Annotated in this window: 13 protein-coding genes, 1 tRNA gene and 1 other RNA gene; 5 read left to right on the plus strand and 10 right to left on the minus strand. The window is 67.5% G+C overall.

Features of this window, described 5'->3' with window-relative positions:
• Positions 1–67: 67 nt before the first annotated feature.
• Positions 68–385, minus strand: a complete 318-nt coding sequence (locus tag AB9O74_RS18505) for a multidrug efflux SMR transporter (RefSeq protein ID WP_123728503.1) — start codon at positions 383–385, stop codon at positions 68–70.
• Between the two features lie 278 nt (positions 386–663).
• Here AB9O74_RS18505 and ffs point away from each other — a divergent pair.
• An RNA gene (ffs, locus tag AB9O74_RS18510) (signal recognition particle sRNA small type) lies at positions 664–760 on the plus strand.
• Positions 761–804: 44 nt separating this feature from the next.
• Here ffs and AB9O74_RS18515 read toward each other — a convergent pair.
• Genes AB9O74_RS18515 through AB9O74_RS18525 form a run of 3 tightly spaced genes read right to left on the minus strand, consistent with a single transcriptional unit; the run spans position 805 to position 2,692 of the window.
• Positions 805–1,173, minus strand: coding sequence for a DUF4440 domain-containing protein (locus tag AB9O74_RS18515; protein ID WP_369350161.1), 369 nt, complete (start codon positions 1,171–1,173; stop codon positions 805–807).
• 2 nt (positions 1,174–1,175) lie between these two features.
• Positions 1,176–1,943: an MBL fold metallo-hydrolase gene (locus AB9O74_RS18520; RefSeq protein WP_369350162.1), complete on the minus strand. Its 768-nt coding sequence runs from the start codon at positions 1,941–1,943 to the stop codon at positions 1,176–1,178.
• The gene (locus AB9O74_RS18525) at positions 1,943–2,692 is read right to left on the minus strand and encodes a 3-deoxy-D-manno-octulosonic acid kinase (RefSeq protein ID WP_369350163.1); all 750 of its coding nucleotides are present in this window, start codon (positions 2,690–2,692) and stop codon (positions 1,943–1,945) included. The genes AB9O74_RS18520 and AB9O74_RS18525 overlap by 1 nt, the downstream gene beginning before the upstream one ends.
• A 21-nt stretch (positions 2,693–2,713) precedes the next feature.
• Here AB9O74_RS18525 and AB9O74_RS18530 point away from each other — a divergent pair, with 21 nt between their 5' ends.
• Positions 2,714–3,769: a glycosyltransferase family 9 protein gene (locus tag AB9O74_RS18530; RefSeq protein ID WP_259261171.1), complete on the plus strand. Its 1,056-nt coding sequence runs from the start codon at positions 2,714–2,716 to the stop codon at positions 3,767–3,769.
• Here AB9O74_RS18530 and AB9O74_RS18535 read toward each other — a convergent pair.
• Positions 3,748–4,155, minus strand: a complete 408-nt coding sequence (locus tag AB9O74_RS18535; RefSeq protein WP_259261169.1) for a DUF6165 family protein — start codon at positions 4,153–4,155, stop codon at positions 3,748–3,750. The genes AB9O74_RS18530 and AB9O74_RS18535 overlap by 22 nt on opposite strands.
• A 369-nt stretch (positions 4,156–4,524) precedes the next feature.
• Positions 4,525–4,615 (minus strand) — tRNA-Ser (locus AB9O74_RS18540).
• A gap of 167 nt (positions 4,616–4,782) precedes the next feature.
• On the opposite strand from AB9O74_RS18540, the gene AB9O74_RS18545 reads away from it, so the two are divergent.
• Positions 4,783–5,487 carry a PP2C family serine/threonine-protein phosphatase gene (locus AB9O74_RS18545; protein ID WP_176990741.1) on the plus strand — a complete coding sequence of 235 codons (705 nt, stop codon included), beginning with the start codon at positions 4,783–4,785 and terminating at the stop codon, positions 5,485–5,487.
• 48 nt (positions 5,488–5,535) lie between these two features.
• On the opposite strand, the gene dnaQ is transcribed toward AB9O74_RS18545, so the two are convergent.
• Genes dnaQ through AB9O74_RS18560 form a run of 3 tightly spaced genes read right to left on the minus strand, consistent with a single transcriptional unit; the run spans position 5,536 to position 7,380 of the window.
• Entirely contained in the window at positions 5,536–6,267 is a 732-nt protein-coding gene (gene dnaQ, locus AB9O74_RS18550) for a DNA polymerase III subunit epsilon (protein ID WP_176990740.1), read from the minus strand.
• A 4-nt stretch (positions 6,268–6,271) separates the two neighbouring features.
• A complete protein-coding gene (gene rnhA / locus AB9O74_RS18555; protein ID WP_121042991.1) occupies positions 6,272–6,724 on the minus strand; it encodes a ribonuclease HI in 453 nt (150 codons plus the stop codon).
• Positions 6,725–6,735: 11 nt separating this feature from the next.
• Entirely contained in the window at positions 6,736–7,380 is a 645-nt protein-coding gene (locus AB9O74_RS18560; RefSeq protein ID WP_369350164.1) for a methyltransferase domain-containing protein, read from the minus strand.
• 11 nt (positions 7,381–7,391) lie between these two features.
• On the opposite strand from AB9O74_RS18560, the gene gloB reads away from it, so the two are divergent.
• Together gloB and AB9O74_RS18570 are read left to right on the plus strand one after the other, a co-directional pair.
• Positions 7,392–8,159: a hydroxyacylglutathione hydrolase gene (gene gloB, locus AB9O74_RS18565; protein ID WP_369350165.1), complete on the plus strand. Its 768-nt coding sequence runs from the start codon at positions 7,392–7,394 to the stop codon at positions 8,157–8,159.
• A complete protein-coding gene (locus AB9O74_RS18570) occupies positions 8,156–9,370 on the plus strand; it encodes a lytic transglycosylase domain-containing protein (RefSeq protein WP_176990737.1) in 1,215 nt (404 codons plus the stop codon). Before gloB ends, AB9O74_RS18570 begins: the two co-directional genes overlap by 4 nt.
• A 166-nt stretch (positions 9,371–9,536) precedes the next feature.
• Here AB9O74_RS18570 and AB9O74_RS18575 read toward each other — a convergent pair whose 3' ends face one another.
• A complete protein-coding gene (locus tag AB9O74_RS18575; RefSeq protein ID WP_369350166.1) occupies positions 9,537–11,510 on the minus strand; it encodes a peptidyl-prolyl cis-trans isomerase in 1,974 nt (657 codons plus the stop codon).
• Positions 11,511–11,779 lie beyond the last annotated feature (269 nt).

Genomic DNA, 11,779 nt, shown 5'->3' on the forward strand with positions numbered 1-11,779 from the left:
CAAGCGGGACGCCGAGGCCGCGTTGGTCTGCACCTGATAAGACAGTTGCTACCCGCGCTCCAATGCCTCAGCTGCTCGACAGCTTCATCAACACCAAACCGCTCACGATCAACACCGCCGCGGCAATCCGCATCGCGCTGACCTGCTCGCCGAGGAAGGTAATGCCGATCACGAACGCGCCGACCGCGCCGATGCCGGTCCAGATCGTGTACGCGGTGCCGAGCGGCAACGTGCGCATCGCCAGCGACAGCAGCCAGAAGCTGGCGATCATGGTGACGAGGGTGATGATCGAGGGGGTGAGCTTGCTGAACCCCTCGGACTGCTTCATCGAGAACGCCCAGACGATTTCCAGTACACCAGCTGCCAACAGATAGATCCAGGCCATGTGGCCCTCCTTGATGGGGGCCAGGCCGTCCTGGTCAGTGGGTCCCGAAATGGGGGAGGCCGTTCCTCCTGTACCGCGTATTTTAGCAACCCGCCCGCGCAGTGGCCGCTGCCTGCGGCAACGGGCTACACGGGATTCAGGCTGGGCGTCTGGCACTGCGTGCCGCGCATGCGCTAGAATACGCGACTGCACTGCCGGACCTGTTCCTGCGCTGCACCTTCCGCCTGCGGTTGGCTGATCCTTGATCGCCCAGCAGCCGGAACGTCTCTATGGTGGCCCCGTCGGCCCCTCGCGACGCTAGGTCGAAAATCCCGCCAGGGCCGGAAGGCAGCAACGGTATCGATCGACGCGGGCGCCGAGGTCAGCCGGCGGGGCCGCCACCTTTTTAGGCCCCCTGTTTTCTTTCGCGATGCTGCCGCTCAAAGCGCCGCGGGCGTGCCCTGGTGGAACACCACCCGCCACGCCTCGGCATGCCGTCGCCATAGCGAACTGCGCAGCACCTCGCGCTGGCGCTCGCCCTCGATCACATACCAGCTGCGGTAGCGCACCTGTGCCAAGGTCGGGGCCAGCAGTACGACGTGGTAATCGGTGGAGAGAATCTCGACCTGCGCGCGCTCGCGCGGAATCTCGGCCAACGCAGCCGGACGGTCGAAGCACGCGCCCGAGCTGCCGATCTCGCTGAAGTCGTCATCCAGCAGAGCCGCCAACTGTGCGACATCACCGCGGACCGCCGGCGCATGCAACGCGCGCTCGAGCGCCTGCAGATGGGCGGCCAGCGCGTCATCCATGCTCAGGGAGGATCCTGCGCCAGCACGTGCATCGCGGTCGGGGTGGCCAGCGCCACACGTTCACCGGGCAGGGCCACACGGTGGCCACGCTGGCGCAATGCCTCGCCGTCGGCCTCGCTGGCGTAGTGATAGAGCATCATCCGCGCCTGCAGCTCGGCCGTGTACTCTCGCTCCAGGTCATCCACGCCAGTGTGCGACGGGTTGCCGTGCAGGCCGCAGTCGTGGGCGATCAGCTCGTTGTCGTCGGCGTAGCGCGCCAGCATTTCCGGAATCGGACGGGTATCGCCGCTCCAGGTGACCGCACCCTTCAGGCGCAGGCCATAGGCGGTTTCCGGCCAGTGGTGGCGCACCGGGAACGCCTCCAGGCGCACCCCGTCATGCCAGAACGCGTCGCCGACGACGATCAGCTGGAAGGCGTCCCAGAAATTCGCACCGCCCTCGGCCAGCACGTTCGGGTAATCGGCCACGCGCTTGTGCAGCAGCGGCACCACGCTCGCCGGCACGTACACGCGGATGCGCCCACGGCGCTGCGGCGAGAAGTACGCATCCACGAACAGGCGCTCGAAACCGGCGACATGGTCCAGGTGCACATGGGTGACGAACAGGGCCTGCGGCACCTGGCCGTAGTGCGCCTGGAAGGCGGTGAGCCCTTCCCCGCCGCAATCGATGGTGAGCCACGGGCGGCCATCGCGCTCGATCACCGCCATCGGCGAACCCAGCTGCACGGCCGACGCATTGCCGACCCCCATGAAACGCAATGCCCAGTCCATCAGTAACCCCGGTTCCAGGCCAGATCGTAGGCGCGGCGCAGCCGTGCGTAGTCCTTCTCGACATCGTCATGGCTGCGCTCACCACGCAGTTTGATCAGCGAACGCAGCAGCCGCTTGAGATTGCGCTCGCGCCAGCGGGTGGCGGGGATGCGCAGCACGCCACGATCGAAATCGATCAGCCAGCCGTGGCCGTTGGCGTCGAACAGAATATTGTGGGCGTTGAGATCGGCATGATCCAGCCCGGCGCGGTGGAAGCGCGCGATCAGCCGGCCGGTCTCTTCCCAGGGGGCCCCGCGCCCGGCGACCAGCGCGCGGTCGGCCAGCGAGCGCACGCCCTCCAGCCGCTCCATCAGGATCGCCGCTTTGTAGCGCAGACCTTCGCGCATGTAGAACGCGGCGATCGGTCGGGGCACCGGCAGCTTCTGCGCGTGCAGGGCACGCATCAGCCGGAATTCGGCAAAACTGCGGGTGCGGTTGGCGCCGCGCCAGATGTAGTGGTCCCGGCTCAGCTTGGCCGCCAGGCCGCCGCGCAGGTACTGGCGCAGCACGGCGTGGCCGAAGGGCGCATCGACGAACCAGGCGCCGCCCCGGCCGCCATCGCCGACCGGCCGCGCCCGCTCGCCCCAGTGGGCCGGCGAGAACAGGCTCATCTCGGCTTGCCGCAGGGCTTCGCGGTCGAACAGAATGGCACCGATACCGCGTCCATCGCGGCAGGGCGTCAGCGCTTCAGTGGCGTCGAATGCGACCATTCCTTCGAGTCTAACAACACCATGGCACCAACGTCCTCTTCCTTGTGTCTTTTGCGTTTGTCCGCGCTGGGGGACGTGACCCATGTGGTGCCGCTGGTGCGCACCCTGCAACAGGCCGATCCCGGCGTTTGCCTGCACTGGATCATCGACAAGGGCGGCCACAAGCTGCTCGACGGGCTGCCCGGCGTGACCTTCCACAGCTACGACAAGAAGACCGGCCTGGCCGGCATGCGCGCCCTGCGCGAGAGCCTTCCCGCGGGGCGGTTCGATGCGCTGCTGCAGATGCAGGTCGCCTTCCGCGCCAACGTGCTCTCGGCCTTCGTACCCGCCAAACGCCGCATCGGCTACGACAGATCGCGCTCGAAGGACCTTCACGGGCTTTTCATCAATGAGCGCATTCCCGACCGCCCGGGCATCCACGTACTCGACGCGATCGGCAGCTTCTGCGAGCCGCTGGGCCTGAAACAGACCGAGGTCAGCTGGGACCTGGCCGTGCCGCCGGCGGCGTTCGAGTGGGCCAACGCCCAGTGGGCCGACGACGGCCGCCCGGTGCTGATGATCTCGCCCTGCTCCAGCCACGTGCGCCGCAACTGGTATGCCGACCGCTATGCGGCCGTGGCCAACCACGCCACCTCACGCGGCTGGCGGGTGGTGCTGTGCGGTGGACGCAGCGACCTGGAGCGCGGCATGGCCGATGCCATCCAGGCGCAGCTGACCACGCCGGCGCTGGATCTGGTCGGCAAGGACACCCTCAAGCAGTTGCCGGCCCTGTTGGCCCGCGCCGCGCTGGTGATGACGCCCGATTCGGGCCCGATGCATATCGCCAACGCGATGGGCGCCAAGGTGCTGGGCCTGCATGCGGCCAGCAACCCGCACCGCAGCGGACCCTACTCCGACCGCCGCTACTGCGTGGACCGCTACGACGCTGCGGCGCGCAAATTCCTGGGCAAGCCGGCCAGCGAACTGAAATGGGGCGCGAAGATCGAATTCGACGATGTGATGCAGCTGATCACGGTCGAGGACGGCATCGCCGCCTTCGAGCGCTATGTCGCCGATTACGCGCCGCGCGGGGCGTAATCCTTGTACGACTTCTCTTCCACGTAGAGCGAGCCCAGCGCCAGGTTGATGTCCTTCTTGATGCGGGCGCGCTCATCGTTCTGCTGATAGACACTGCGGGCCAGTTCGACGAAATGGTCGTCGAAGGCCTGGGCCTTGTCCTGCAGGCGGATGTTGTCTTCGATGTCCCACAGGCGCTCGTTGACGGCCTTGAGCTCGGCACGCAGGCGCGCGATGTCCTTGACCCCGGCCGGGTGCGCCATCCAGGTCGTTTCCAGCGCGCTCAGCTCGGTGCGGATGTTGGCCAGCTTGGCCTCGTCGCTGATGCGCTCGGATTTGATCTGCAGGATCGAGATCTTGTCGAGCAGTTCACCGAAGGACACGGGAACGAGGATTTCAGCGGTCATGGTGGGGATCCGTTACGTGAGGTGGGCAGTTTAGCGGACCGTATGTTGGACGGGTGTGGGGCAAGGGTGCGGCCCCTCGGGTAGAGCCATGCCATGCGTGGCTGCGCGATGGTCGGCGGAAGGCAGCCACGCATGGCGTGGCTCCACCTCGATGGCGTCGCGTGGCCTGCGGGGTGGCCGCTTCGTTGCCGGGATTGCTGGGCCCATCCATGGGCCCAGCCCTTCCGCGCTGCGCGCTCCAGGGCCAGACGTTCGTCTGTCCGGATCTGCTCCTGCAGATCCGTCGAACCCCCGTCGGGGGTTCTCATCCGCCCATCAGGCAGATAAAAAGAAAAGGGCTGCCCGATGGGCAGCCCTTTTCTTTTTATCTGGCGGAGAGGGGGGGATTCGAACCCCCGAGGCGCTATAAACGCCTGCCTGATTTCGAGTCAGGTACATTCAACCGCTCTGCCACCTCTCCAGATGGTCCCGGCGAGCCGGGACGCGAATGATACGGGCAGGACGCGCTGGCGACAAGTCATTGCGGGCAAAGAAGTGAATTTCTTCTGTATGGATGCCTTGCCGGATGTCCGGCGGGCCGCGATCATGCCGTTATCCCTCGCAATCCTCACCGGCCCGCGCCTTCCCATGATCGAATTCGGACACCTGACCCACCCCGGCCTGCGCCGTGACCTCAATGAGGATACGTATTACGGCGATGGCGAACTGGCGCTGTGGCTGGTCGCCGATGGCATGGGCGGGCACGCCTGTGGTGAGGTCGCCAGTGCGCTGGCGCGCGAGACCATCGTGCGGGAGATCCGCCGCGGCGCGACGCTGGCGCATGCGATCCGGATCGCAGACGAGGAGATCATCCGCACCTCGCGCCGCCGCAACGACAGCCTGCCGATGGGTACCACCGTGGTGGCAGCCCGGGTGCAGGGCAATCGGTACGAGGTGGCGTGGGTCGGTGACAGCCGCGCGTATCTGTGGCGCGATGGCACGCTGGCCCAGCTCAGCCAGGATCACAGCGTGGTCCAGGAACTGGTCGCACAGGGCAATCTGACCGCCGAGCAGGCCCGCGCGCATCCGCACCGCAATGTGGTGACCCAGGCGCTGGGCGTGACCGATCCGGCGCACCTGAATGTGGCGACCACCACCGGTGAGCTGCGCCCGGGCATGCAGCTGCTGCTGTGCAGTGACGGGCTGACCGAGGAGGTGGAGGACAAGGGCATCGCCCGTACCCTCGCCTTCGACGATGCCAGTGCACAGGAATGCGTGGATACCCTGGTCGCCGCCGCGCTGGATGGCGGCGGCTCGGACAACATCACGGTGATTCTGGTGCGGTGCCACTGATACAACCGTCCCGACCAACGGTCGGGACCTACCGCCGGGGTTGTTGCGTCAGGCGCTGACCGCTTCTACCGCTTCGGGTTCACCATCCCAGATCGCGCGGCCGGCCTTTTTGCGCAGCTTGGCCAGGCGCGCTTCGTGCGCTTCCAGCTCCGAGGCCGTGGCGACCACGCGCGGGCGTGGCAGCAGGCGCGAGGTGTCGAAGGTCTGCGCGTGGGCGCTGCCGGGCTTGTGGTCGTCGGCCGAGCCGAAGCCGATTTCTTCCTGGCCCGAGGTCAGCGCGATGTACACATCGCCCAGGATCTGGGCATCGAGCAGGCCGCCGTGCAGCTGGCGGTGCGCGTTGTCCACGCCCAGGCGCCGGCACAGCGCGTCCAGCGAGTTGCGCTGGCCGGGGAAGCGCTCGCGCGCCATCTTCAACGTATCGATCACCGTGCAGCGGTCGGTGATCTTGCCGTAGTGGTCGCCGAGCAGCGACAGCTCGTTGTCCAGGAAGCCCAGATCGAACGCCGCGTTGTGGATGATCAGCTCGGCGCCGTCGATGTAGGCGAGGAAGTCATCGACGACCTGGGCGAAGTCCGGCTTGTCGGCCAGGAACTCCAGGGTCAGGCCGGTGACTTCCTGCGCGCCCTGTTCGAACTCGCAGTCCGGCTTGAGGTACTGGTGGTAATTGTTGCCACTGGGGCGGCGCTCGAGCAGTTCCACACAGCCGATTTCGACGATGCGGTTGCCCTTCCGCCATTCCAGGCCGGTGGTTTCGGTATCAAGGATGATCTGACGCATGGGCTCAGTGTACCGGGCCGGCGGCGCGGATCCGGATCGCGGCGTCGCGCGCCAGCTGGTCCACGCGCTCGTTGTCCGGGTCGCCGGAGTGGCCCTTCACCCAGCGCCAGTCGATGGTGTGCTTCAGCGTGGCCGCGTGCAGGCGCTCCCACAGCTCCCGGTTCTTGACCGGCGAGCCGCCGGCGGTCTTCCAGTTCTTGCGGATCCAACCGGGCATCCACTCGGTCAGGCCCTGGCGCACGTACTGCGAATCGGTGAACAGCACGATGTTGCACGGCTCGGTGAGCGCTTCCAGCCCCGAGATGGCCGCCATCAGTTCCATGCGGTTGTTGGTGGTATGCGCTTCACCACCGCTCAGCTCGCGCTCGTGCGCGTTGTAGCGGAGCAACGCCGCCCAGCCGCCGGGGCCGGGATTGCCGAGGCAGGAACCGTCGGTGTGGATTTCTATCGTCTTCATTCCATTCCAGATCAGGTGGCCACGGTCCCGTGCCAGCGTGGCACGGCCACGGGCGTCGGTCCCGGCAGGGCCAGAGTGCGTTTTTCAGCGGTGAACAGACAGGCGGCCCGCAGCGGAGCGAGGTCGCGTCGGGCCGGCGAGCGGTCGCGCCACATCGGGCCGAGGTACTGCAGGTCCTCGCAGCTCAGGCCGGCCTGCGTGAGGGTGTGGCGCAGCCGCTGCGGGCTGCGCACGACCAGCCCGTGATGGCGCCACTGGCGGCGGTACGGGCTGAACGGGTTGAGGGTGGACAGCCACAGGCGCCCGCCCGGCATCAGCACGCGGGCGCAGTCGGCGATCAGCTGCTCGGCATCGCGCGCGGTGACGTGCTGCAGGACGATCGCATTGACGCTCTCGTCCGGCAGCGGCAACGGCAGGCCGCAGTGCACGTCCCCGGCGTAGGCCGCCCCGTCCCGGAACAGGCGCAGGCCGCGGCCGGGCAGTTCGACGCGCTCCAGCCAGCCGGGCGTCGGTGCCAGCCACAGCCAGGGGTTCACCGGGCGCTCGGCGAGCAGGGTGCGCAACCGCTCGGATTCCAGACGGCACAAGGCTTGTGCCGGTTCAGTATCAAACCAGGATGCGACTGTCGCTTGACGGGGGCTCGGCACGAGGGGCATGGTCCAATTCTATGCGACTGACCGCCCTACCCGCGTTTGCGGACAATTACATCTGGGCGCTGGTCGCCGACGACGGCGGCGCCATCGTCATCGACCCCGGCCAGGCCGACCCCGTTCTGGCCGCCGCAGCGCAGCAGGGATGGGTTCCCCACAGCATTCTGTTGACCCACCACCACGACGACCACATCGGCGGCGTGGCCGAGCTGCAGGCCCGTTTTCCCGCCGTGGAGGTGTACGCACCGGTGGAACCGCGCATCGCCGTCCCTGCCCACCGCGTCGCTGAAGGTGAATGCGTTCAGGCATTGGGGCTGGGGTTCCACGTAGTATCCGTGCCCGGGCACACCCGGAGCCATATCGCGTTTCACACCGCTGAACACCTTTTCAGTGGCGATGCGTTGTTCAGCCTGGGCTGTGGGCGCATGTTCGAAGGTACGCCTCCCCAGCTTCTGGCATCCCTGCAGAAGCTGGCGTCCCTGCCAGCGCGACTGATGGTCTGTTGCGCCCACGAGTACACCCTGTCCAATGCCGTCTTCGCGCGGCATGTAGACCCCACCAACGCTGCGCTGTCGCAGCGCCATGAGGAGGCCTTGGCCATGCGCCGCGATGACCTGCCCACGCTGCCGGTTTCACTGGCAAGCGAGCTGGAATGCAACCCGTTCCTGCGTACGAACACCCCCGCCATCCAGGCGGCCGTCAGCGCCCATCTCGGGCGTCCCGTTACCGATGAAGTCGATGTTGTCGCAGGCCTGCGACACTGGAAAGACGGATTTCGAACATGAGTCGGCGATTGTTGCCGCTCGCGCTTGGCCTGGCGATCGCCGTGGCCGGCAGCGCGGGCGCCCAGTCGTTGACCGCCGGCATGTCGCAGAACGTGGCCGGCCTGTCCTCCCTTCCCCTGACCGCTGCGGCCCTGCCGCCGGCCTCGGTGCGCAACGGACAGGACATCTTCGCCAGCTTCCGCGCCGGCCTGGCCGAACCCACCTGTGACGCCGAGGCGACCAGCCCGCGTTGGCAGAAGCAGTTCGCGCATGCCCCCTCGCGGTTGGCCAACCAGGACGATGACGCCCTGGTGCTGTTCGGCTACGTGGTCGAAGAGCTGCGCAAATCCGACCTGCCGACCGAATTCGCGCTGATTCCCTTCGTGGAAAGCGGCTACCGGCCCAACGCCCGCAACGGCGGTGGCCCGGCCGGCCTGTGGCAGTTCATCGCCACCACCGCCAAGAACCACCGCGTGCAGATGACCCCGGGCTATGACGGCCGGTTGTCGGCGGTGGATTCGACCCAGGCCGCGGTGCGCTACCTGAAGACCCTGCACGGCATGTTCGGCGGCGACTGGCGCCTGGCCACGATGGCCTACAACGCCGGCGAGTACCGGGTGCTGCAGTCGCTGCGCAAGGCCGGCATGAATGCGCAGAACGCGCGTCCGGCCGAGCTGCCGGGGCTCTCCCCGGTGACCTATGCCTACGTCGAGAAGCTGCATGCCCTGGCCTGCGTGCTGGAAGACGCGGAAACCGAGCCGGCGGTGATGGCCTCGCTGGACCGCACCGTGCCGGTACTGAAGGGTCATACCCTCCCGGCCGGCACCAGCGTCCAGCAGTGGGCCCAGCAGCGCGACCTGGATCCGGCACGGATCGCCCGCCTCAATCCGGCCCTGGCCAGTGGCAAGGGCCGTCCGGCCGGCCAGGTGACGGTTCTGGCCCCTACCGCGCACGCGCCGGTGGATGCCAGCGCCAGCGTGGCCGCCATCGCGGTGGCGCCGAGCGCGCCGACGGACACCACGGCCGCGCGTACCGCGCCCGGTCCGGTGGCCACCCGCGCCGTGGCCAGCGCGGATCGCCCGCGCAGCCGCCGCCACACCGTACGGGATGGCGAGTCGGCCTGGGCGATCGCCCGCCGCTACGGGATGCCGCTGAAGGCCCTGCTGTCGCTCAATGGGCTCAGCGGCAGCAGCGTGCTGAAGCCGGGTGCGGTACTGCGCGTCGAAGACTGACCCCGCGGTCCGCATTGCAGGTGACGACAATGCCCGGTTCTGCCGGGCATTGTCGTTTCCGGGCGTTGTCCCCGGCTCCGGCGGGGCCTGGATGGCGGACGAAGCACGCACAACAAAAAGCCCGGCAGTGCCGGGCTTTTTGTTTTCCTTGCAGAAGCCGACCCGGTTAGAGGTTGGCTTCTTCGGTCTGCACCTTGAAGTGCTTGCGCATCGCGTCGACGTAGGCCTTGGCGGCGGCCATGCCGTCGATCTGGCTCAGCTGCTCCTTGAGCTGCTGCTGCTGGGCGGCGTCCACTTCGGCGACGTTGCCCGGGCTGACCTTGGTGACCGCATAGATCACGTAGCGGCCCTGCACGGCGACCTTGCCGTAGCTGGGCTTGCCTTCGGCCGGCAGCGGCGCGCTGAACACGGCGCGGTTGATCTCCGGGGTCGGCACCGGCTGGGTGCGCGGCAGGCCCGGCAGCGGGCTGATCTGCAGCTTCTCGCTGGCGGCCAGCGCCTGCAGGGTCTGACCGGCCTTCAGCTTGGCCAGCACGGCGTCCACGGCCTTCTCCGAGGCTTGGCGGGTGCGGTCGGCATGGATCGCAGCGATGACCTGCTCACGGGCCTTGGCCAGCGGCAGCGCCTGCTCCGGGCTGTGCTCGGTCACGCGGATCATCACGGTGTGGTTCGGGCCCAGCTCGATCGGGTCGCTCACCGTGCCGTCCTGGGTCAGGACGTCGGAGAACGCCGCGCGCAGCACGGCCGGGTTGGCGGCGATGCCACTGGCGGTGGCGCGGGTGAACGGGCCGAGGGTCTGCACCGGCAGGCTCATGTCCTTTGCCGGGCCTTCCAGCGAGGTCGGGTTCTTGTAGACCAGGTCGACCAGGCGGCCGCTCAGCTCGGTGAACACGCGATCGGCGTCGGCCTTGGCCTGCTCGGCCGCCAGCTGGTCACGCACGTCTTCGAACGAACGGCCTTCGCCGCCCTTGGTCTCGCGCAGCTTGAGCACGTGGAAACCGAAGTCGGTCTTGACCGGACCGGTGATCTCGCCCGCCTTCATGGCGAACAGCGCGTCTTCGAACGGCTTCACCATCGCGCCGCGCTCGACCCAGCCCAGGTCACCGCCGGTGTCCTTGGAACCCGGATCTTCGGAGTTGGCTTTGGCGATTGCAGCGAAATCGGCACCCGGTGCCTTGGCTTCGGCCGCGATGCGCGTGGCCTTCTCTTCGGCTGCCTTCAGCTTGGCCGGATCGCTGCCGTCGACGGCGATCAGGATGTGCGAGGCCAGACGCTGTTCCGGCGTCGCAAAGCGCGCCTTCTCGTCCGCATAGCGCTTGCGCAGCGTGGCTTCGTCGGCCGCGGCGGCGGCCGGCAGGTTCGCGCCGTTGATCTCGACGTATTCCAGCGACACGGTTTCCGGCTGGCGGAAATCCTTGGTGTGGCCGTCATACCACTGCTTGATCTGCGCGTCGGTCACTTCGGCGGTATCGGCCGGGATTTCCGGCAACGCGGCCAGCTCGACGTCGCGGGTTTCACCCAGCAGCTTCATCAGGCGCTCGGCTTCGCTCTGGGTCGTGAACCCGGAACGCTGCAGGGCCGACGGAATGATCGACTGCTGGATGCTCTCGCGCACCAGCGCTTCGAACTGCGTCGGCGTGCGCGGCGGATTGCCGCTGGCCAGCGCGATGCGGTAGTTGTCCTGGTTGAACTTGCCGTCCGCATCCAGGAAGGCCGGGATCGAGGCGATGTACTCGCGCACGGCGCCATCGCCGATCACGATGCCGGACTGCTCGCCGGCCAGGCGCACGACCTGCTCGTCGATCATCTGGTCCAGCACGGCCAGCTTGCTTTCCGTGCTTTCGAACTGACGCGGATCGAAGTCCTCGCCCTGTTCCTGGCGTGCCTGCTGGCGCGCCTGCTCGAAGCGCACGCGGAAATCATTGGAGCTGATCTCATGGTGCTGCCACAGGAACGAGACCGGCCACCACGACGGGGCGGACTTCCACCAGGTCGGCGGTGCGGCCACTTTGGCCACGTTCTGCGAGCCGACGCCACCGAGGTAGCTGGAGTCGATCACGAACAGGAACGGAATCATCAGCAGCCCCAGGATCACGGTAACGATCCAGCCCGAGGTCTTGTCGCGAAGTTTCTGCAGCATGGGAAAAATCAAGGCCTGATTGGCGAGCCCGGCAGTGTAACCCGCTTCGCGGCAGGCTCCAAAAGTCCGCGCGCCACGCCCCGGCGCACGATCCGCCCGGTGCCACGACAGCGGATCGGCGGCTGGCGGACGACCGGCAGTGCGAAGTTGATCGACCTGCTGGATCGGGGGCAAAAAAAAAGCCCTTGGTTTTCACCAAGGGCTCTTCAAAGATTGGCGGAGCGGACGGGACTTGAACCCGCGACCTCCGGCGTGACAGGCCAGCATTC

The organism is Stenotrophomonas sp. JAG2, from assembly GCF_041080745.1.
GTDB lineage: Bacteria > Pseudomonadota > Gammaproteobacteria > Xanthomonadales > Xanthomonadaceae > Stenotrophomonas > Stenotrophomonas maltophilia_AA.

Excerpts from the sequence above, each read along its gene's own strand:
- AB9O74_RS18505 (WP_123728503.1), bottom strand. The coding sequence starts at position 385 with ATGGCCTGGATCTATCTGTTGGCAGCTGGTGTACTGGAAATCGTCTGG.
- AB9O74_RS18515 (WP_369350161.1), bottom strand. The coding sequence starts at position 1,173 with ATGGATGACGCGCTGGCCGCCCATCTGCAGGCGCTCGAGCGCGCGTTG.
- AB9O74_RS18520 (WP_369350162.1), bottom strand. The coding sequence starts at position 1,943 with ATGGACTGGGCATTGCGTTTCATGGGGGTCGGCAATGCGTCGGCCGTG.
- AB9O74_RS18525 (WP_369350163.1), bottom strand. The coding sequence starts at position 2,692 with ATGGTCGCATTCGACGCCACTGAAGCGCTGACGCCCTGCCGCGATGGA.
- AB9O74_RS18530 (WP_259261171.1), top strand. The coding sequence starts at position 2,714 with ATGGCACCAACGTCCTCTTCCTTGTGTCTTTTGCGTTTGTCCGCGCTG.
- AB9O74_RS18535 (WP_259261169.1), bottom strand. The coding sequence starts at position 4,155 with ATGACCGCTGAAATCCTCGTTCCCGTGTCCTTCGGTGAACTGCTCGAC.
- AB9O74_RS18545 (WP_176990741.1), top strand. The coding sequence starts at position 4,783 with ATGATCGAATTCGGACACCTGACCCACCCCGGCCTGCGCCGTGACCTC.
- dnaQ (WP_176990740.1), bottom strand. The coding sequence starts at position 6,267 with ATGCGTCAGATCATCCTTGATACCGAAACCACCGGCCTGGAATGGCGG.
- rnhA (WP_121042991.1), bottom strand. The coding sequence starts at position 6,724 with ATGAAGACGATAGAAATCCACACCGACGGTTCCTGCCTCGGCAATCCC.
- AB9O74_RS18560 (WP_369350164.1), bottom strand. The coding sequence starts at position 7,380 with ATGCCCCTCGTGCCGAGCCCCCGTCAAGCGACAGTCGCATCCTGGTTT.
- gloB (WP_369350165.1), top strand. The coding sequence starts at position 7,392 with ATGCGACTGACCGCCCTACCCGCGTTTGCGGACAATTACATCTGGGCG.
- AB9O74_RS18570 (WP_176990737.1), top strand. The coding sequence starts at position 8,156 with ATGAGTCGGCGATTGTTGCCGCTCGCGCTTGGCCTGGCGATCGCCGTG.
- AB9O74_RS18575 (WP_369350166.1), bottom strand. The coding sequence starts at position 11,510 with ATGCTGCAGAAACTTCGCGACAAGACCTCGGGCTGGATCGTTACCGTG.